General features: G+C 50.6%; 25 protein-coding genes and 1 pseudogene. 15 read left to right on the forward strand and 11 right to left on the reverse strand.

Annotated features, from left to right (window positions below; genetic code table 11):
* The first annotated feature begins 305 nt into the window (after positions 1-305).
* Entirely contained in the window at positions 306-635 is a 330-nt protein-coding gene (locus tag CEK60_RS04625) for a DHCW motif cupin fold protein (protein ID WP_089038030.1), read from the forward strand.
* Positions 636-721: 86 nt separating this feature from the next.
* On the opposite strand, the pseudogene CEK60_RS04630 reads toward CEK60_RS04625, so the two are convergent.
* The 4 genes and pseudogenes from CEK60_RS04630 to CEK60_RS04645 form a co-directional block, all read right to left on the reverse strand.
* Positions 722-983, reverse strand: a pseudogene (locus CEK60_RS04630) (transposase); the annotation flags it as partial.
* Between the two features lie 106 nt (positions 984-1,089).
* Positions 1,090-2,436: a dicarboxylate/amino acid:cation symporter gene (locus CEK60_RS04635; RefSeq protein ID WP_232471470.1), complete on the reverse strand. Its 1,347-nt coding sequence runs from the start codon at positions 2,434-2,436 to the stop codon at positions 1,090-1,092.
* 205 nt (positions 2,437-2,641) lie between these two features.
* Positions 2,642-3,076: a RidA family protein gene (locus CEK60_RS04640; protein WP_089038033.1), complete on the reverse strand. Its 435-nt coding sequence runs from the start codon at positions 3,074-3,076 to the stop codon at positions 2,642-2,644.
* A 357-nt stretch (positions 3,077-3,433) separates the two neighbouring features.
* Positions 3,434-4,036 carry a helix-turn-helix transcriptional regulator gene (locus CEK60_RS04645; RefSeq protein ID WP_232471471.1) on the reverse strand — a complete coding sequence of 201 codons (603 nt, stop codon included), beginning with the start codon at positions 4,034-4,036 and terminating at the stop codon, positions 3,434-3,436.
* Between the two features lie 124 nt (positions 4,037-4,160).
* Here CEK60_RS04645 and CEK60_RS04650 point away from each other — a divergent pair, with 124 nt between their 5' ends.
* A complete protein-coding gene (locus CEK60_RS04650) occupies positions 4,161-5,294 on the forward strand; it encodes a DSD1 family PLP-dependent enzyme (RefSeq protein ID WP_089038034.1) in 1,134 nt (377 codons plus the stop codon).
* Positions 5,295-5,937: 643 nt separating this feature from the next.
* On the opposite strand, the gene rlmF is transcribed toward CEK60_RS04650, so the two are convergent.
* Positions 5,938-6,882: a 23S rRNA (adenine(1618)-N(6))-methyltransferase RlmF gene (gene rlmF, locus CEK60_RS04665; RefSeq protein ID WP_089038036.1), complete on the reverse strand. Its 945-nt coding sequence runs from the start codon at positions 6,880-6,882 to the stop codon at positions 5,938-5,940.
* A 167-nt stretch (positions 6,883-7,049) separates the two neighbouring features.
* On the opposite strand from rlmF, the gene CEK60_RS04670 reads away from it, so the two are divergent.
* Positions 7,050-7,457 carry a hypothetical protein gene (locus tag CEK60_RS04670; RefSeq protein WP_089038037.1) on the forward strand — a complete coding sequence of 136 codons (408 nt, stop codon included), beginning with the start codon at positions 7,050-7,052 and terminating at the stop codon, positions 7,455-7,457.
* Between the two features lie 35 nt (positions 7,458-7,492).
* Here CEK60_RS04670 and soxR read toward each other — a convergent pair whose 3' ends face one another.
* Entirely contained in the window at positions 7,493-7,975 is a 483-nt protein-coding gene (gene soxR / locus CEK60_RS04675; protein WP_089038038.1) for a redox-sensitive transcriptional activator SoxR, read from the reverse strand.
* A gap of 100 nt (positions 7,976-8,075) precedes the next feature.
* Here soxR and CEK60_RS04680 point away from each other — a divergent pair, with 100 nt between their 5' ends.
* The 10 genes from CEK60_RS04680 to CEK60_RS04725 all read left to right on the forward strand — a co-directional run bounded on the left by CEK60_RS04680 (position 8,076) and on the right by CEK60_RS04725 (position 14,073).
* Entirely contained in the window at positions 8,076-8,501 is a 426-nt protein-coding gene (locus tag CEK60_RS04680) for a VOC family protein (protein WP_089038039.1), read from the forward strand.
* A 142-nt stretch (positions 8,502-8,643) separates the two neighbouring features.
* Entirely contained in the window at positions 8,644-9,039 is a 396-nt protein-coding gene (locus CEK60_RS04685) for a VOC family protein (protein WP_089038040.1), read from the forward strand.
* Positions 9,040-9,087: 48 nt separating this feature from the next.
* Positions 9,088-9,312, forward strand: coding sequence for a hypothetical protein (locus CEK60_RS04690; RefSeq protein ID WP_198361463.1), 225 nt, complete (start codon positions 9,088-9,090; stop codon positions 9,310-9,312).
* A gap of 217 nt (positions 9,313-9,529) precedes the next feature.
* Positions 9,530-9,955 (forward strand): N-acetyltransferase, encoded by a 426-nt coding sequence (locus tag CEK60_RS04695; RefSeq protein WP_089038041.1) that lies wholly within the window; start codon positions 9,530-9,532, stop codon positions 9,953-9,955.
* Positions 9,956-10,001: 46 nt separating this feature from the next.
* Complete coding sequence (locus CEK60_RS04700; protein ID WP_089038042.1) at positions 10,002-10,547, forward strand: nucleotidyltransferase family protein; 546 nt, start codon at positions 10,002-10,004, stop codon at positions 10,545-10,547.
* A 115-nt stretch (positions 10,548-10,662) separates the two neighbouring features.
* The gene (locus CEK60_RS04705; protein WP_089038043.1) at positions 10,663-11,241 is read left to right on the forward strand and encodes a DJ-1/PfpI family protein; all 579 of its coding nucleotides are present in this window, start codon (positions 10,663-10,665) and stop codon (positions 11,239-11,241) included.
* Between the two features lie 136 nt (positions 11,242-11,377).
* Positions 11,378-12,157 carry an alpha/beta fold hydrolase gene (locus tag CEK60_RS04710; protein WP_089038044.1) on the forward strand — a complete coding sequence of 260 codons (780 nt, stop codon included), beginning with the start codon at positions 11,378-11,380 and terminating at the stop codon, positions 12,155-12,157.
* A 15-nt stretch (positions 12,158-12,172) separates the two neighbouring features.
* A complete protein-coding gene (locus CEK60_RS04715) occupies positions 12,173-12,730 on the forward strand; it encodes a dihydrofolate reductase family protein (RefSeq protein ID WP_089038045.1) in 558 nt (185 codons plus the stop codon).
* A gap of 64 nt (positions 12,731-12,794) precedes the next feature.
* Positions 12,795-13,325, forward strand: a complete 531-nt coding sequence (locus CEK60_RS04720; RefSeq protein ID WP_089038046.1) for a GNAT family N-acetyltransferase — start codon at positions 12,795-12,797, stop codon at positions 13,323-13,325.
* Positions 13,326-13,341: 16 nt separating this feature from the next.
* Complete coding sequence (locus CEK60_RS04725) at positions 13,342-14,073, forward strand: carbon-nitrogen hydrolase family protein (RefSeq protein ID WP_089038047.1); 732 nt, start codon at positions 13,342-13,344, stop codon at positions 14,071-14,073.
* A gap of 71 nt (positions 14,074-14,144) precedes the next feature.
* On the opposite strand, the gene CEK60_RS04730 is transcribed toward CEK60_RS04725, so the two are convergent.
* Genes CEK60_RS04730 through CEK60_RS04750 form a run of 5 tightly spaced genes read right to left on the reverse strand, consistent with a single transcriptional unit; the run spans position 14,145 to position 17,323 of the window.
* Positions 14,145-14,351 (reverse strand): YrhK family protein, encoded by a 207-nt coding sequence (locus CEK60_RS04730; protein ID WP_089038048.1) that lies wholly within the window; start codon positions 14,349-14,351, stop codon positions 14,145-14,147.
* A gap of 45 nt (positions 14,352-14,396) precedes the next feature.
* Entirely contained in the window at positions 14,397-14,855 is a 459-nt protein-coding gene (locus CEK60_RS04735; RefSeq protein WP_089038049.1) for a carboxymuconolactone decarboxylase family protein, read from the reverse strand.
* A gap of 52 nt (positions 14,856-14,907) precedes the next feature.
* On the reverse strand, positions 14,908-15,711 hold the full coding sequence (locus tag CEK60_RS04740) for a helix-turn-helix domain-containing protein (protein ID WP_232471472.1): 804 nt from the start codon (positions 15,709-15,711) through the stop codon (positions 14,908-14,910).
* A gap of 45 nt (positions 15,712-15,756) precedes the next feature.
* Positions 15,757-16,782: a GlxA family transcriptional regulator gene (locus CEK60_RS04745; protein ID WP_232471473.1), complete on the reverse strand. Its 1,026-nt coding sequence runs from the start codon at positions 16,780-16,782 to the stop codon at positions 15,757-15,759.
* On the reverse strand, positions 16,757-17,323 hold the full coding sequence (locus CEK60_RS04750) for an isochorismatase family protein (RefSeq protein WP_089038051.1): 567 nt from the start codon (positions 17,321-17,323) through the stop codon (positions 16,757-16,759). The genes CEK60_RS04745 and CEK60_RS04750 overlap by 26 nt, the downstream gene beginning before the upstream one ends.
* Before the next feature lie 232 nt (positions 17,324-17,555).
* On the opposite strand from CEK60_RS04750, the gene CEK60_RS04755 reads away from it, so the two are divergent.
* Positions 17,556-18,227 carry a response regulator transcription factor gene (locus CEK60_RS04755; protein ID WP_089038052.1) on the forward strand — a complete coding sequence of 224 codons (672 nt, stop codon included), beginning with the start codon at positions 17,556-17,558 and terminating at the stop codon, positions 18,225-18,227.
* Positions 18,227-19,534, forward strand: a complete 1,308-nt coding sequence (locus tag CEK60_RS04760) for a sensor histidine kinase (RefSeq protein WP_089038053.1) — start codon at positions 18,227-18,229, stop codon at positions 19,532-19,534. Before CEK60_RS04755 ends, CEK60_RS04760 begins: the two co-directional genes overlap by 1 nt.
* Positions 19,535-19,611: the final 77 nt, after the last annotated feature.

Here is a 19,611-nt window from a genome sequence, read left to right on the forward strand (position 1 = left end):
TGGCATCCATCAGTCTAGGGTTTTGTGTCTTTTCTTCAGTATTGTCGTTGATGAGTGCATCAATGCGCCTCAATTTGGAATATCGAGTAGCATTAGAGAATTTAAGCAACTTTATTAGTATTTGAGAGAATTCGTGCTATGAAGTGGTTAGCTTAGTTAAAGGCAACAGTAGGGAGCCCTTGCGCTGTTCTCTGGCTAACAGAGCGGAGACCTTGAGTTAATCGTAGAGAAGTGCTTTGATTTGTTCGATACCAAACAAAGCCCGTGCTGGAATACTTGGTGTTATCTACTTATGGAGACGTAGTTTGAACATTACAGATTTACCTTTTGGGGTGACAGATTGGTCTGAAGTTAAGCAGACTGAGCATTCCGGAGAAAGTGGCGTTGCTTATTGGAAGACCCGAAATTTTGGGGATATCCGGGTGCGTATGGTTGAATATAGTCCTGGCTATTTGGCGGATCATTGGTGTGCTAAGGGCCACATATTGCTCTGTCTTGAAGGTGAACTTCATACTGAGCTAGACGATGGACGCTGCTTTGTTCTCACGCCTGGTTCGAGCTATCAAGTTGCCGATAATGCCGAACTTCATCGCTCTTCGACAAAGCTAGGAGCTAAATTGTTTGTCGTTGATTAGTATCACAAGCCTGAGGGGGCACGGCGATGGTTACTTTATTGGGGAAAGTGCTACTGACTTTGCTGAACCCATTAAGTACAGAAGTTTTCACGCCGGGTGGCACAGTTCCGAATGTGGTAGAACCGCTCCTTAGCTCTTAGGCTTCCAGAAGTTGAGGGAGCCCCCTGTCCAGATTTCCATGATGAGCTGCTCACGGCCTGAAGCGTCGTGAGCCCGCTTCAATAGGATCTTCCGATCATCCTTGAGGGGCCCCCGTCGCTGGTTGGCCGTTAGCTCCTTTCTGAGTGCCTTGCGGACCTTCTCCAGATGCTCGTTGGTCGTACGCACAACATAGAACCTATCGATCATCCCTTGCCATGTCGTCAAATGACTATCTTTGCCGATGCCCAAGTGCCAGCGGAAGAGTGGTATGCGGGCCGGAGTCCGCCCCGCAAAAGGCTAGGCTGAGGAGGGCTCAAGCGAGGGTTGTGTCCGGTTTTGCCCGACCGCTTATTTCCTCGGATTTAAGTACATGTGGGGTATCGTAGGCGGCTTGATCGAGTTCACCTTCGCTGCGCGCGACCAAGCAGGTTACCGCGCAGTCGCCTACTACGTTCATCGACGTGCGCGCCATATCGAGGATTCGATCGATGCCCGCGATGATTGCGATGCCCTCGAGCGGAAGGCCGACTGAAGTCAGTACCAGTGATAGCATGATCAACCCGGCGCCGGGCACGCCGGCGGTACCGATGGAGGCCAGCGTCGCAGTCAGCACAATGGTCAGATATTGGCTGGTGCTAAGGTCGACGCCATAGGCCTGCGCTATGAATACAGCACATACGCCTTGGTAAATTGCTGTGCCATCCATGTTGATGGTGGCGCCTAACGGCAGGACGAAGCTCGAGATGCGGCGTGACACGCCTAAATTACGCTCGGTCGCCATCATCGTGACAGGTAGCGTTCCTGAACTGGATGTGTTGGTAAAGGCGACCATCATCGGTTCGATGCTGCCCTGGAAGAAGCGTACGGGGTTAAGCCGAGCGACGAACTTGATCAACCCCCCGTAAACCACAAGTGCATGGATGGCACAACCGAGATAGACCATGCCGATGACCTTGGCCAGCGGGGCCAGCATATCGAGACCATAGGTTCCGGCCACCCAGGCCATCAGCGCAAACACACCATAGGGGGCAAAGGAGATGATGATCGATGTCAGCCGATACATCACTTCAGCGGCTGAATCGAAGAAGTTTTTCACTGGCTTGGCGACGTCGCCAGCGAGAACAATCGCGATACCGAACAAGACGGCAAAAACGATAATCTGCAATACGTTACCGGTCGCGAACGCTTCAATGGGATTGGTCGGAACAAGGCCCAGGACGGTGTCGATAATGGTCGGTGCTTCGCTGGCATCAGCGTTTACGTTGCTGGTCTTGGACGTGCCTATATCGACGCCGACACCGGGTTTGAAGATGATCGATAAGGCGAGACCGATCGAAATCGCCACTGCTGTTAAAGCCAGGTACAGAGCAAATGTTTTTGCTCCGAGCCGCCCCATGGTTGCGAGATCCTGAAGTGAGGCGATGCCAGCGACCAGCGAAACGAAAATCAGCGGAACGATCAACATCTTGATCGCGCGGATAAAGAGATCGCCGATCGGCTTGATGCTGGTAGCAATATCTGCATTACCTGTTTGATTGAGCGCTATACCCAAAACCAGCCCCAGCGTTAGCGCGATGAATATTTTCTTCCAAAGTGGCATACCCCTCCATAATGCGAAGGGGCCACGACGAATGGGCGGATGAGAGACATGCTTTGTCATTGTTTTTCTCCTAGTTCTCCGACATTTCTTTGTTTCAAATTTGACGCCATCACCTCTGCGTGTCTGGCGAGCACAGGAACGCGAGAGTCGGAATTTTTGGCGCTTTTTGGGGTAAGGCCTCAATACACCATGCCCGATGCAAGCATGGCGCACGGCCGGACAGCACTTGAAGAATGCTCTAGTAGGCGGGCTTGCCCGCTGTGGCTTAAAAGATCTCCTCGTGGGAGCCGGTAGCGGGCTGGAGCAATGCGATGGCTTCAATTTCCACCGCAGTACCGAAGTGAAGTTCTTTGACTCCTGCAACAGATCGGGCAGGGCGATGATCACCAAGCCAGCTTGCATAAATTTCGTTGAACAGCGGCCAGTTGCTGATATCGGTGACGTAGATACGCACCTGTGTCAGCCTTGTCTTATCAAGGCCTACGCATGCAAGGCAGGCATCAACATTTTCAAGCACTTGACGGGCCTGTTCCTCGAATGAGCTATCGCTTAGAGGCGTGCCATCTTGTTGGATCGGGAGCTGGCCGGAAATGAAGACCTGACCTGCCGTTATGCAGACGTGGGAATAGTGGCCAGCAGGAGAAGAGAGCTCCAAACTGTTCGTGCAATAAATATCGGAGCGTTGGATGGCTTGATTCATGGTGAGCATTTCTCTGATTGTTGGACAAAGGAGTCCCTAACCCTCGATCGGAAGAGACCGGCGGCTGGGGGTGGAACGAAAATTGAAGCCCTAGTGTCTGGTTGGCGCGACGCTACGAAGACAGCAAACTGTTAAATCGCGCCATATCGACGTTGCCTCCGCTGACGAGCACACCGATGCGTTTGCCTTGCAGTTCGGCTTTCATCTGTCGAGCCGCGGCGAAGCCAAGGCAACCAGTGGGCCGGCTTCCTCGAACAGCGCCTGCAGCACGAATTCAGTCATGTTGAATGCGGCTCAAGAGCCTCACGCATTATCAGTGTGGCTGAGCCTGTACTCCAAAAGCTCAAGTTGCGGCTGTCACTTCGCATAGCTGTATACCGATGCGCGGGAGACTCCCAGGTGCGCGGCAATGATTTCCATCGCGCGACGTAACTCCAGCAAGCCCTCCGCCTTTAACTCCTTGACCAAAATACGACGGTCTTCCGCCTTGAGGGCTCGTGGCGTCGTGGCTAGGCGTGCCGCGAACTCATCAATACGGGCACGAATGGCGTCTGCGCCCGTAGGGTCCAGCGACTCTTTGGCGGGGGCATCTACCTGAATATCGACGAACTGATTCAACATGCCCTGAAAGCCCTGAAACACGGTGAGGTCAATATTCATGCAGAGTGCTGCAATGTATCGTCCTTCTGAATCCTTGATGCCGATCGAAGTACTCTTGATCTGGCGGCCATCAGAGAAGCTATTAGGATAGTTGGCGATGACCTGCTCGAACTTGGCGTCCATGATACGGGCAAGTCCGAGCTCGGTAGCTGGATGGCCGACTTCGCGGCCAGAAAGGTTGTTGTGAATCGCGAGCACAGCATGTGAGGGGTCCAGCAAGTCGTGCACCACGACCTCGCAGAAGGGCGCGAACGTCTTGGCGAGCCCCTCTGCTACCTGTTTGAGTTGTTCGAGCAGCAATCGCTGCTCCTGAGTACGTTGTGTCATGACAAGGGCCGGTGTTGTTGATGTTTTGACAGTTTGTATAAATATGGACAATCTGTCAATATGCAACTTCACCATGTTTACTGAGCGAGCTCCTCCCATGACCATCATGCAAGAACTTGGTACGCCCACCGCCCTCGTCGACACTCAGCGCATGCAGCGCAATATCGAGCGCATGCAGGAGCGCATGAACGCCCTCGGGGTGCGCTTCCGCCCACACGTCAAGACGAGCAAATGCCCGTCCGTCGCTAGGGCCCAGATTGCAGCCGGGGCGCAGGGCATCACCGTCTCGACACTTAAGGAGGCCGAGCAGTTTTTCGACGCGGGGATTACCGACATCCTGTATGCCGTTGGCATGGTACCGAGCAAGCTCCCGCAAGCGCTCGCGCTTCGTCAACGTGGCTGCGACCTGAAGATCATCGTGGACAATGTCGCGGTGGGCCGGGAAATCGGCAGCTTCGGTAAAGCGCATGAGGAAGTGTTTGAAGTATGGATCGAGATTGACACCGACGGTCACCGCTCGGGCATCAAGCCAGAAGAAGATGCCCTGCTGGAGGTGGCGAGTGTGCTTCATGATGCTGGCATGTGCCTGGGTGGCATCATGACCCATGCGGGATCCAGCTACGATTATGACAACCCCGCAGCCTTGCTGGCCATCGCTGAACAAGAACGGGCAGGCGCCGTGCGTGCGGCGCAGAGACTGTATGATGTTGGCTTGTCATGCCCTGTTGTTAGCGTCGGATCGACTCCGACGGCTTTGTCGGCCGAACACCTCGATGGTGTGACAGAGGTGCGTGCCGGCGTCTACGTGTTTTTCGACCTAGTGATGCGCAATGTAGGTGTGTGCACAGTAGACGACATCGCCCTAAGTGTCCTCACGACCGTCATTGGCCACCAAGAAGAGAAGGGGTGGGCCATCGTCGATGCCGGTTGGATGGCGATGAGCCGTGACCGCGGAACACAAAAACAGGCACAAGACTTCGGCTACGGGCAAGTATGCACCGAAGATGGAAAAGTGCTGGAGGGGTATATCTTGAGCGCTGCCAATCAGGAGCATGGGGTCCTGTCCCGTACCGGAGAGCCGGACCGAAGTATCGCGGAACGTTTCCCCATCGGCACGCGGTTGCGCATTCTGCCCAATCACGCTTGTGCTACCGGTACACAACATCCTGAGTACCAAGCTGTGCTGCCCGATGGCAATATCGAGACTTGGCCTCGCTTCTACGGCTGGTAAGCACGGAGTAATGTTATGAAAAACGAATAGCTGGCGGTTCCCGTCGCATCGCAGCCGTCCAAACCCGTTGTGCTTACCTGCGCGAAGCGCACCGCGACCTCGTCAATACCTGATGGGCCGCAAAATTTGTGCAACGAGCCGCCGTGGCACATCGGCATTGTTGCTACGGCGCTGGCGTGATCTACCTTAAGTAGCGTCAAGCGGGTGAACAGGTCAATCATAAGCGCGTAGAGTTTCTCTACGATTAAAACACGATACAGGAACTTCAGATTCTAAATTCGGATGCTGCTGAGAATGGGGTGACGTCGGATGGACGCTGCTTTGTTCTCACGCCTGGTTCGAGCTATCAAGTTGCCGATAATGCCGAACTTCATCGCTCATCGACAAAGCAAGGAGCTAAATTGTTTGTCGTTGATTAGTATCATAAGCCTGAAGAGGCACGGCGATGGTTACTTCATTGTCGTGCACCTTCAAGGAGATTTGCCAGGATGAGCTCGAAGCGCTACGCCACATTGTTTCCAGGTATCGCCAACGTATTCTGACTTGAATCGCCCATACGACACCAAACCATCAAATTCGTATTGGTTTGGTGTTTAGTGCCGACTACCGCAGGCTGACTGCAAGCATAAATCGCCTGCGCGGCTCAGATGAATGTCCAGGCCAATACTCTCGTAATCTTGTTTCCCTGCTTCATTTCTATTTCTCGTATATCAACTGCACCGAGCTTACCAATCAACTTCTTGGCAGGCTTAACATTGTCAGTTTTTGAAACTAGGCTAGTAAACCAGCGGCATTGAGTTGAATACAGCTTGCTTTCTTTTATTAGCTTTTTAAGAAACAGCTGTTCGCCGCCCTTGCACCAAAGCTCTGCTCCCAATCCGCCAAAATTCAGGGTGGGGGATTGGTTTTTTACCTTTTGTTCACCGCGACTACGAGCGAGGTTATTGAGTTTAAGCCGGCTACCTTTAAGAGCTTCATCAAGCGAGGCATGGAAAGGTGGGTTGCATACGCTGACGTCAAAGAATTCCCCAGCTTGAATGATCCCCTCAAAAATGTGGTTTTTATCGTGCTGTGTGCGCAGCGTGAAGCGTTCTTTGAGTGTGGGGTTGTTGGCGATAATCGTGGCTACGTTTTCAAGCGACTGAGGGTTAATGTCGCTACCAACACACTGCCAGCGGTAGATTTGGCAGGCTAGTATTGGGTAGATTCCATTTGCTCCCGTGCCGATATCGAGCAGCTTAATACTGCGCTGTTCTAGCCCAGGCCCAATTTCCAGCAAGTCAGCCATGTAATGGATATAGTCAGCTCTGCCTGGGATTGGCGGGCAAAGCGCGCCCTCTGGAATATCCCAGTCGACAATATTGTAGTGCCGGTTTAATAACGCGGCGTTGAGCGTTTTGACTGCCAATGGATCTGCGAAATCGATGGAAAGGTCGCCATGCACGTTCGGTTTCACATGGGAGGCTAGCGCTGGGTGGCTTGTTACGAGAGCCGGGAAGTCATAGCCTTGGTTATGTTGATTTCTCGGGTGTAGGCCTTTGCGAACAGGTCTAGCTTGGCTTTTTTCACTTCGATGGGAGATGCTCACAGTAATACGCCCGAGGCTTAGAGTTCGATAGTAGGGTGGGTCTGGCTTAGCCAGTGATTATAATCTTAATGGCTGTGACGTGCATGCTCGGCAGTTCGAGGGTAGCGACTATCCGCTAGTTTTCTCCTGTACCACTTCATATAGTTCTTTACTAACTGGAAGACTCAATGAACCCTGTTGTTCAAGAAGAAATATCCGGCTGTGGAATTGCTGCATGCGCCGCGCTTGCGGGCATTACTTATGCGCAGGCCAAAGCGACAGCCAATGCTTTGGGTATTTATGCCGAAGACACCGCGCTTTGGTCAGATACCGAGTATGTCCGTAGGTTGTTGTGTACCTTGGGTATCACGGCTGCGCCAACAGAAACGCCATTCGAGGCTTGGGCGACGCTTCCAGATAAGGCGTTGTTGGCGATCAAGTGGCGCACGGAGCAGGGCCGGCCTTTCTGGCACTGGGTGGTGTTTGTTAGAACTGAACGGGATACTGTCGTTCTGGATTCCAAGAAAGCCTTGAAAACCAATATCCGTCGAGACTTTGGGCGTATCAAACCCAAGTGGTTCATTGGTGTAGATTAAGACGTAAGAGCTGCTATTGAGGGCTACTTTAAGAGCTATGAACCAGCGTTTGGCTCTTGCTGGGTTCTGGCATTCTGCTCTGCCTGATCGAGCAGCACAGGGCCGCTACCTGATTTAGCCAGTTTGTCGTCGGGGTTATAGAGCGGGCAGCTAGTCATGCTGAGGCAGCCACAGCCGATACATCCCGCTAGGTTATCGCGCAGTTTTTGCAGGTAAGCAATTCGTCCATCTAGCATCTGCTGCCAGTTTTTTGAAAGCTGCTGCCAGTCTTCAACCGTTGGCGTGCGGTTATTCGGTAATGATTCAAAAGCCTGCTTTATTTCCTCCAGGCTGACGCCAACTCTCTGCGCTGCTTTTATCACCGAAATTCGCCTTAGCACTTCTGGTTTATAACGCCGCTGATTGCCTGCATTACGCCAGCTGTGGATCAGCCCTTGCTGCTCGTAAAAGTGCAGGGTGCTTACTTTAATGCCGCAGCGCTTGGCAACCTTACCAACACTCCAAATTGCTTCTGCCATTACTCACCTCATATTTTTGCCATTTTTTTCCATAAACCACTTTACCTCAACTTAAGTTGAGGTTTTACCCTGGCATCTCACATAGCGCAAGGAGTCTCTTATGTACTTAGAGCACGTTAATCTGGTGGTTACTGATATGGATGCCATGCTGGATTTTTACCGGGCAGTTTTTCCACATTGGCGGGTGCGGGACGAAGGTCATGGCGAGTGGTATGGCAAACCGCGTAAATGGGTGCACTTTGGTGACGATGAAAATTACTTGGCGTTAAGCGATCACGGCGAAGGGGAGAACCGCGATTTGAAAGGTCACTCCGTTGGGCTGGCTCATTTTGCATATGTGGTCGATAACCTTGATGCCGTTGTCGCTAGGCTCAATAAAGTGGGCTACGCCATCGCCAAACCTGGCGCTATAGAGCCGTTTCGGAAAAATGTCTATTTTGTCGATCCGGCTGGTTTTGAAGTGGAGTTTGTCGAGTACCTAAGCGATATCCCAGCCGAGCGAAATTTAAACCGCGATGCTCAGTAACCAGTAGTACCGTAACGCAAAGGGTCAGTGTAATGAACGTTGCCGCTGTGTTTCATTCTGCTTTGGGCAGTACTAAGCAACTCGCCCAGGCTGTCGCTGCTGGAGCGGCAGCACAGCCTAGCGCTATGTAATAGGAGGGTTCATGAAGGCGAATGTAGTCCGTTACGGAGTAATTCTTAATACTGAACACTACTTGGAGTGTGTCGCTTTCTATCGGGAGCTATTTGGCTTGCATCAGCTGTTTGAGAGAGACGAAGGCGGCTTTAAGCTAACCTGTTTAGAGTTTGGTCATGGTTATTTGATGGTCGAGCAGGGCGGTAAGGCAAAGAAAGGCGTCAAATCGCCAGAAGAAAGTAGTTTTAAATTGCGATTCAACGTTGATGACTTGGAAGAGGCGCTAAGGGTAATCAGGTCTTGGGGTATTCAAACCACCATTATTGAGAATGCTTGGGGTAGAACTATCAACATCGCCGACCCCGATGGCAACCGAGTTGGTATAAGGGATGAGACTGGCTTCGTAAATCAGATCAATACTTAAAAGATTGCCGCTGGTTTTACTATTGGTGCTAACTTAAGCGGCGACCAGTTGAATACCCTTCAGTACATGCAAGTGTTCGCGAATCAGCATGGCATGTGCTGGGTTGGCCTGGATATACCGGGCAACTACGATCCAGGTATGCGTAACCGGCTGGGAGCACAATCTGGGCTTATCGCTCATTCAATAGACGGCGTATTAAATGAAACGGACTTACTAGCCGCGCGTTATTTAGGCCAGCGGGTGGCGCAAGTCAGCAAAAAGTTTGCGGCATAAAGGTTGTTAACTTGGGCGTGCAGCAGGTGTTATTGCGACAGACCACCATTGCGGGTGTGTTACGCTTACCACGCAATAAAACACCGGCTAACTCAATCAGTGGCTAAATCGTAGCGCGGTGTAACGCAGGGTGAGAAACGAGCCTTAAGGAGCCCAAGAATAGCGAATAAAAACAAGCTATTGTATGCTCATCTGACCATCAATAAGGAACGTTTAGATGATTCGCAAATACCGACAGACGGATATTGACCAGATTTTGGAGATCTGGCTTTCAGCATCGATTAAAGCGCACGCTTTTGTTGAAGCGGAGTTTTGGGCGTCAAAGGTTAACGAAATGCGTGATGTTTATATCCCTGCCTCGGAAACTTTTGTGTTTGAGTCTGGCAATCAGATAGCGGGATTCTACAGTTTATACGGAAATACACTGGCTGCCGTTTTTGTATCTCCAAGCTTGCAGGGGCGAGGTGTGGGAGCCGCTATGCTTGATGATGCCAAGAGCAGAAGGGAGTGCTTGCAACTAACGGTTTACCGGGAAAATACTCCCAGTATCAACTTTTATAAAAAGCAGGGGTTTATTTCATTAGGTGAGCAAGTTGATAAACAAACAGGCCATCCTGAGTTAGTCATGGAGTGTTATTGTTAAGTGGTCGCCTGCGGCTGCTTAAATAGGTCATAAGTAAGGTATAGAGATGGATCATGAAGCGCTGATCAAGCAATGGATAATGAGTGATCCTGATCGCATGGCGGCGCTGACTACCGCAGCTGCGCAGAAGCTGCCGGGTTGGTGTCTCGCTGCAGGGTTCGTTAGAAACTTAGTGTGGGACAAGCTGCATGGCTTTGTAGCGAGTACGCCATTGAACGACATTGATTTAATTTACTTCGACTCGGACGATGTGGGTGATTCTCGTGATCGTGAGATTGAGCGAAGGTTAATGGGCGTTTCAACCTTACCCTGGTCAGTAAAGAACCAAGCAAGAATGCACGCGCGCAATGGCGATTATCCGTATACGTCAACCGAAGATGCCATGAGTTTCTGGGTAGAAGTAGAAACTGCTGTAGGCGCTGCGTTGGATGATCGCGGAGAGCTAATAATTATGGCTCCTTTTGGTGTTAAGCCACTGTTTAGCTACACCATTACATTAAATCCAAAACGGCCAAAACGAACGGATTTTGACGCTCGGGTATACAACAAGCGGTGGCTTCAAACTTGGCCAAAGTTGGTAGTAAGTGTTTAACACCAGCTGATTTAATGAGTGTTGAACTGTGCGCGGTGTAACGCATGGCGAGGAGTGGTGGCTTTATTGTTAACTGTTGGCAAATAGCAGGCTTAGATTCTAAGGACGTCCTCAAATGAACATTGGCATCTATATCTATGACCAAGCAGAAGTACTCGACTTCTCGGGTCCCTTTGAAGTTTTTACCACGGCCAGTCGCGTTAGTGATGAAGACGAGCCGTTTTCAGTATTTTTAATTGCTGAAAAAGACGGCCCAGTCACTGCCCGGGCGGGCTACCAGGTGCTGCCAAATGCCACCATCGATAATCACCCGCCCATTGATGTATTGATTGTTGTCGGTGGTGTTCACACGGGGGAGATGGCAAACGAAAAGGTAAAGGCCTGGATTGCACATCAAGCAGCCATAGTGCAGCAGGTAGCCACAGTGTGTACCGGCATCTTCTTAGTTGCTAATGCACAGCCTAGCCTGAAAGGCAGAGTAACTACTCACTGGGATGACCAAGGTGATTTAAAAGCTCAGTTTCCGCAGCTTGATGTGGTGGATGACGTGCGCTGGGTAGACGATGGCGGTGTCATTAGTTCAGGTGGCATCTCTGCGGGAATCGATATGTGCTTACACTTGGTCGCCAAGTTACGCAGCACCGAGCTTGCGGAGAAAACAGCGCGACAAATGGAGTATCGCTGGAATCGTTAGGATTACGCTTTCTGCAGCCAGGTCACAGTGATTGCCACCAGGATATTATTGCAACTTGTGGTGGTGCTATTTTTTGCTCAATCCCGTGCTAGTTAGAGCATGGAAAAAGCTTGTAACCGATTTAGGAATGACTGTAATGGACTCTTTTCAAGAGGGAACCGGTGACTACTTAGTACTGGTTCATGGGGCGCTCACCGATGGCGCTATGTGGCTTCCTCATATTGAATACCTGAAAGCTGACTATGAGGTGATTTCTGTTACTTTGAGGCACTTTGGCGAGCCTTGTTCAGGTGGTTTTGGTCTAAATACGCATGCCAATGATTTAGCTGAACTGCTGTCGAACTTGCCTAAAGATAAACCTATAAATACTGTTGGTTGGTCTTACGGGGCGGATGTCATCATTAATATGTTGGTGACACATGACTTAGCGTTGTCCAACGTGTTCCTGTACGAGCCTGGTTATCCAGGCTGCTTACAAGGAGAAAAAATGGAGGTTTGGCAGTCGGATGCCAGCGCCATGTTTAGTCCGGTTTTTGAAAATTTTCATGCTGAAAATATGCAATTAGCGGTTGAGCGCTTAATTGACGGTTCAGGCAATAGAGAAGGGTATTTTTCTACTCAGGACGAAAGTATCCAAGCGCTGCAGATATCTAAAGCGTACACGTTAACCCATCAACTGAATCAACAAGAGCAGCCAGCCATAAACGCTGAGTTGGTCTCCAAAATCAGTGCTCCAATCGTTATAGGTTATGGGGCGGAAACGCGTGATATGTTTAGACTTATTGCTCAACAAACCGCTCATTTGTTAGCCAACTCTGTGATTAACGAAGTTGTTGGCGAGGGGCATATGTTACCCCAAGAAAGTCCCGAAAAGTTCTCTACACACATTAAGTTGGCACTTGGTCATGGTTTGTAAATTACGGAGATGCGTATGAAGTGTTCTGTCTATATAGCAACAAGTGCTGACGGATATATTGCGACCCCAGACGGTGGCGTTGACTGGCTTCATACCGCTGGCAACTTAGAGGCAGATATGCGTGAGAACCCCGACATGGGCTTTCAGAGCTTTATTGACTCCGTTGACTGTATGGTGATGGGGCGTAAGTGCATGGACGTTATCTCGGGGATGAATTTAGCGCCTGATCAATGGCCCTATGGTGACCTTCATATTGTTGTGCTTAGTCATTCAGTCAGCGAGCCTCCTGAAAACCTGCAAGGCAAAGTGAAAATGTACGCTGGTGAGGTTCAGGACTTAATGGCTGACCTAGAAAGTAAAGGATTTGAACATGCCTATATAGATGGTGGGTCAACTATAACCTCGTTTCTCAATCTTGGGCTTATTGATGAAATGACCATTACAAAAGCACCTATTCTTTTAGGTGGCGGTATCGCTCTTTTTGGAAGCCTTAACCAACAGATTAGGCTTGAAGAGGCCGAAGCGATCGCATTCCCAAACAATTTTATTCAAACGAAATACAAGGTAACTTGATTTTCAAGGCTGCCTAAGCAGTACCGCAGCAACAGCGGCTTTGGTCATTGTGCACAAGGAGAAAATGGTGCAAATTTGTGAAACGGAGCGTCTGGTTATACGAACGTTGTCCTTAAACGATGTTCCCGAATTGACCAAGATCCTCAGTGATCCTGACGTCATGAAGCACTCGATCCGAGGCGTTTGTGATGAAGCCGCAACGCGGCGATTTATCGACTGGTGTTTGGAGTGCTATGCGTCTCATCGTATTGGGCCGTGGGCTTTGGTTGAGAAGGGAACCGATAAGCTGGTTGGCTTTTGCGGTGTTAGCCCCGAAGAGGTTAATGGTGTAGAAGAAATTGGGCTAGGTTATCGGCTGGCTAAACGGTACTGGGGCATGGGCTTGGCGACTGAAGCAGTGCAAGCGGTACTCAGTGTGGCATTTAGCCAGAAGCAACTCGCTTCCGTGGTGGTTATTATCGAGCCTGATAATGGTTCATCACTCAAGGTCGCAGAGAAGGCAGGGTTTAGTCAGTTTGATACTATCGAATTCCACGGTCGCCCAGTGAGGTTGTACCGGTTAACGTTGCCAGCAATGGTATGCATTACAAAATAAGGCAGGCAAAAGCGCAATGAAGATATGTGCCGCTCAACTTCGCCCCGTCGCTGGTGATGTGACAATGAATACCGCTAAGCACCTTGAGTTTATCAAGTTGGCGGTTGCCCAGCAGGCCGATGTAGTGTTTTTCCCTGAGCTTTCGCTTACTGGGTTTGAGCCCCGCCTAGCCAGTTCGCTGGCTGTTGAGTTAGCAGATCAGCAGTTCCATGTGTTTCAGGAATTAAGCGATCAACACCGCATACTTATAGGCGTTGGAATGCCTATCGCCGTCAAGGCAGGTGTGCAGATCGGTATGGTGTGGTTCACACCAAGTAAAGCGCGACAACTTTACGCTAAGCAGCAGCTGCATATTGATGAAATTCCTTATTTTATACCTGGTGATGAGCAACTGGTGCTCGAAAGAGGCGGTATGTTGCTTGCGCCTGCGATCTGCTACGAGTCACTCCAGATAGACCACGCTGATAAAGCGGTTGCGCTAGCTGCTGAGGTTTATCTGGCCAGCGTCGCCAAACCTGCGAATGGCATTGCTAGGGGAGCGGTGCATTATCCAGATGTGGCCCGACGACACACGATGCCGGTGATCATGGCGAATTGTATTGGACCGTGCGACAACTTCATCAGTGTAGGTCAGTCTGCTGCTTGGAATAACCAAGGTGAATTACTGGCGCAGATGGATAGCGAGTCAGAAGGGGTGGTTATACTGGATACCCAAAGCGAAAGTGCTAGCGTCATTGGTATTGCGTAGGGGCATCGCCTCTTATAGCCGCTAGGTAGCTAAAAACCCAGCGGCTATCTTAACGTCGAGTATTGGCTCAATTAGACGTATTTCTTGCCCGTATCTTTCATACCCATCGCGTAAATAATAAACATGATGAGTGAGCCCATCACAAAACACCATACGCCTACGGTTGCATAGAAAGCGCTGTCGGGTAGGAATAAAAGACTGCCAAAGAAAAAACATAAACTGGATAAGAGACCCAGAATATTAGGTAGCTGTTGACGCTGTTTCGTCACACTGTTCATTTTATTTACCCATCTGAAATTTTATTGTCAAGTAGCTAAGATGGCTTAGATACGGATGTCCGGTGCAAACTGAAAGCCCACCGATATCCGATTCCAGCTGTTGATTTGAACAATAATGGCAGTTAGGTCAATTAGCCCCTGCTCACCAAAGGCAGTTAACGCGTTTTGATAGGTGTCGTCGCTGATGGAGGGCTGTTGGCTGATGAGTGTGAGTGCTTCGGCCCAGGCGAGTGCGGCACGTTCTTGTGTGCTAAAGCAGGAGGCTTCCCGCCAGGCCGGTAACACGTCTAGGCGAACTTGATGCTCGCCGTCGTCTCTGGCCTCTTGGGAATGCATATGTTGGCAAAAGCAGCAGTGATTTATTTGCGAAACACGCAGGTTGACTAAGTGAACGATGGTGCGATTAAGCGTTGAATCTTCCGCAACGTTGCCTAATGCAGTCAGGTTTTTAGCTAGGCGTGGGACAAGGCGATACACTGACTGCTGAGATAGACGAGTAGACATGTGAGTGACCTCGGTGAGTAAGTTGAGAGCTCAGCTTAACGTCGAGGTTTTTTTACGCCTTGTAAATTTGCGACAGTTTACGCTTGCGATAGGCGGCGGGCGTTTCATAGGCGAGTGATTGAAAAGCGTGAGTGAAGTGGGCTTGGTCATAGTAGCCGCATTGCAGCGCTATTTCCGCTAGGGGCAGCGCAGTTTCAAGCAGTCTGTGACGGGCACGGTCTAGTCGGGCATAGGCGACTAATTGGCCTGGCGTAACGCCCACCTCGCGCTTTAATTTGCGTTCCAGGGTTCGCCTAGTCACCCCTAGTGTGGCGCCTAACTGTTGAGGGGGATGCTTTAGTTCCCCAATCGCTTGAACAATCCTGAGGGTGCGGCTATTGACCAGTGACTGGCTCTTTAGCCGGTGTAACAACCATGTTTCTAACAGGCGTAAACCCTGCTGTGCGTCCAGGCGGTAGAGGTGCTCCGCCACGGGCATTAACCCTTGTAACGCCGGTGTTTCAAGCTCGTTATCTAAGCGCTGCGGTTTATCTGCGAATGCTTCGGGTAGCAAGCCTAGCAGGCAGTGAACGCCTGTTGCTTTAAAGCGAATCCCCAGACAGGGAGTTTGGGCGTCGAGTGTTTCTATTAGCGTTCGCCTGTTAAAACAGAGCGTAATGATGGGGTGAGAGCTAGCTAGCTTGATACTGAGACTAGCGCCAGCATCGGGATAAAATTTTTCGGTTCTGGGGCCAGTAACATCCCCTGAGCCACCCATTGACCAAAGGCACTGTACCCACGGGGCTAAACGCTTATCAGGTAGGCGATGCCGAAAATTGAGGTAGTTAGCATTGCTTGGCAGGATAAGATCGGTCATGGGTTCAACCAGCGATATGTTTTCCTAATGGTAGCTCGTATTGTCTCAATCCAGCAGCTTTTGAGAACTAGCGCGACGCCATACACTCGGTGGTACTTTCTCATGGCGAGCCCAGATACGCCTTAGTTGCCGTTCATCACCAAATCCAGATGCTTCGGCCACCCTTGCTAGTGTCCATGGCGTCTCGGTCATTAATGTTTTAGCGCGTTGCAAGCGCAACCCCATAATGTATTCACCCACCAGCATGCCGGTGAGGCTTTTGAATCGGCGCCGAAAATGGCGCTCACTCATGGCTGCTTGAGTGGCTAATGTTTCAATACGCCAGGTTTGCGAGGGGGCGGCACATATAGCATCTTGAACGCGATGCAGCCGTTCATCCACATGATTGCGGCCCTCAAGCCAGGCTCCCAACTGGGGCTCCTGTCCACTGCGGCGAAGATATAGCACCATCTCTCGCGCCACCGCTAGCGCTAATGAATGGCCGCAAGCGCGGGTAAGCCAGTAGAGCATGGTATCTATACCGGTTGAAATCCCTGCGCTGGTTAAATAGCGGCCATCTTCAATAAAAATACAATCGCTTTGCACCTTGGCCTTTGGCGCTTTGGCCTGTAACTGCTCGATTAATGTGTGATGCGTCGTGCAGCGTCGCCCCTCCAGCAAACCTGCGTCAGCCAGTAATAGCGTGCCGGAGCAAACTGTCATCAGTGTGTCCGCATAGCATGCGTTTGCCTTAAGCCAACTAACACACTCTTGCTGTGCCAATGGCTCAACGCTATTGCGATACTGTCCTGGAATTAGCAGTAGGTGTTGAGGAGGAAGTTGTTCGGGTAACGGGTCAATGCCACTAAGCGTCAGCGGTCCTAACCACGGCATAGCGGTCTTTGGGCCGACATAGCAAACCTCAACATCGATTGATAGCCGGTCGGCACATTGTAAGACTTGAAGAGGCCCGACCAAGTCAAGTGGCACTTGGCCAGGCATCATCAATACCGCAATCCGCAGGGTGTTGGCTCTTTGGGAGAGCGGTTGACTGTTTTGTTGCTCTTTACTCACGCGTGTTTTGCCACTCATTGATCAAGTCTTGTGTGCTGATAATACGCGCAAAACGGTCTTCAAGTACCAGTTCGGTACGTGCCTTAATATCATCGGCTGACCATGTAATGCCGTTACGCGTCATAGGGAACGTCAGCGTTGCATCGCTGACAAAATCAACGCTAAAACCTAAATCTGACGCTATCCGGGTGGTTGTCTCGCAGCACTGTTCTGTACGAATACCGCTAATCGCAAGTTGCGTAATGCCGCGTTCGCGTAACCAATTTTCAAGCTCAGTATCGCTGAATGCATTATGGACACGCTTATGGAAGGTCATCGCCGCTTCATCGTCAAAACCATCAAGCGGGCGAATTAGGCCATTAGCGGGGTCAAAAGCGCCTTGGCTACCAGGTTCTTCATGAAAAATGCGCACAACAGGTATGTTATTTGCCTGCGCCGCGTCTAGCATCGCCCGCTGCTTGGGGCGCCATGCTTGCGCCAGAGATTCTACCCAATAATCGCGGGCGGGGAAGGAGGCTTGAACGTCAATTAATAGCAGAGCGGTTTTAGACTGGGTCATGGCTAATCTCATCGTGTTGAAGTGAGGCTACAGATTAGCTATTCCCATTTCAGCCAACGATACCTTGCGCGGTCTAAAAGCGGTCAATTTCGGCCACATAGCATTAATGGTGGCGGCAAACTAAGGCGGGGAAGCGACAATTTATGCACACGCCTCAAAAACGGCAGGCTTAATGTAATATTAAGGCATTTCCATTTAAGCTAATTATTCTTTTTTCGCGTAGTCGGCCGCCATGAAAATATTAATCATTGAAGATGACCGGGACTTGGCACTGGCTATTTCCGAGTACCTGGAATTGCACCGTGTCGAATGCGACTTTGCCTATACTGGAGCCAGCGGTATCACCCTGGCATCCCAGCAGCATTATGACGGTTTGATCCTGGATAACATGCTGCCGAAGGTGCAGGGCATCGATGTTTGTCGGCAATTGAGGGCTAATGGTGTTGATACGCCGATACTAATGCTGACCGCTTGCGATATGGAAGGCGATCAAATGGAGGGGTTTAATGCCGGTGTCGATGACTATGTCATCAAGCCTTGCACGATGCCGCTGCTCTTGGCCCGACTGAATGCGCTGTACCGCCGTCGTCACCCCGAGCGTGAATGTATACGGATTGCTGATCTCAGGATCTATCCAAAAGAGCACCGGGCCATCCGTGCTGAGCAGGAGCTGAAACTGACGCCGACCAGCTGGAAAATTCTGTTATTGCTTGCCCGTCGATCGCCCGCTGTGGTTTCGAGAAACGAAATTGTGGAGCATGTCTGGCCAGGTGAGGAGGTGGAGGAGGGAACCGTCAACGTGCACTTACACCAACTGCGTAAAGTGGTTGATAAGCCTTTTGAACAGCTCCTCATTCATACCCATGTCGGGGTTGGGCTGTCGCTGTTTGTGGAGACGCGCTGATGCCTTCCAATCCGGTTCGTAGTTTAGCCGCCCAGTCTCGACAGCACTTGCTGTATTTGGCCATTGCCATCTTTATTGGGCAGATTGCGCTGGTCACTATTTTCAGCTTTTATCAGGTGGGTCAGGCGGCTAAGTATTATATGCATCTTGATGCGATTAAGCTGCAGCAGGCGGCCAATAACAACCCCGACTATGTACTGCCGCAGCGAGGTGACGTGAGCGCCTACCGGGAGTGGGATGACATTCCCCTAGAGATCCGGCAGCTATTTTCTAGCAGTCAAATTCAACCCCTGGAGCCGCTGGAAATAGAGCGAGTTAATGAGCAGGGTATTCGTGAATACGGTTATTTGCTCTATTCGCACGTTCAGTCACAAGAGCCGTCTCAAGAACAGTCTCAAGAGCGGTCTCAAGAACAGCAGACCGGTGGCCTTTACCTGTTGGAGTTTGAAGAGGCCGACAAGATTGATGCCTTGGCCGAAGCTATTTTCAAGCAGGCATTGATCGAGGCTAGCCTGGTGACTGGGATATTTAGCCTGGTGCTATTTTTGGTTATCTCCTGGCTATTTAAGAGCGCAGTGAAGCCTCTATCGCTACTCGTGGAGTGGTCAAGTCGGGTCAAGCAGCATCCAGGCAGTGAGATTGATGTTCAGTTCTCAATCAGTGAGCTCAACCAAATTGCCAATCAACTGCTGTCGACACTACAACAGTTAAGAGAATACAACGAACGTGAGCAGCAGTTTTTGCGCCATGCTAGCCACGAGTTGAGAACCCCCCTGGCGATTATTCAGGCCTCCCTGGATACGTTAGGAGTGAGAACTGCCCCTGAGGATCCTAATTTCCCTTCTCTGTTGCGGGCTAGTCGCGCCTGCGCCAATATGATTTTGTTGTCGGAAGCCCTTTTGTGGCTGGCACGCCCATCCTCCAGACCTATTGGAAAGTCCATCGTCTGGCCAGGCGCATTGTGTAGCGAACTGTTGGTGGATATGCAGTACTTGGTTGAGAATAAAAATATTCAGGTGTCACTTAACGATCAGGCTAGCAGTATCAACATTGAACATGATCTGTTTCGCATTGTACTAGCCAACTTGATCCGTAATGCTTTCCAGCACACCAGTAGTGGGACGATTACCCTAGTGATTACAGATAACTCGTTGGTTATTTCAAACCCCGTAGATGCTGCTGGCAAATCTGAAACGGTCAGCTTCGGATTAGGCCTGCAGTTGGTTGAGCGTATAGCCAACCGGCTTGATTGGCAGTTTGAGTTCGTCCTTGACTACCCGAGGGCTTGCGTAACCCTACGCTGGTAATTATCGCCATTCCCACCTAACTATCTTAAGACCCGCTTAATACCCTCTGTCTGACAATCGACTCCGCAAACATCAGC

This window comes from Halomonas sp. N3-2A, from assembly GCF_002216165.1.
GTDB lineage: Bacteria > Pseudomonadota > Gammaproteobacteria > Pseudomonadales > Halomonadaceae > Vreelandella.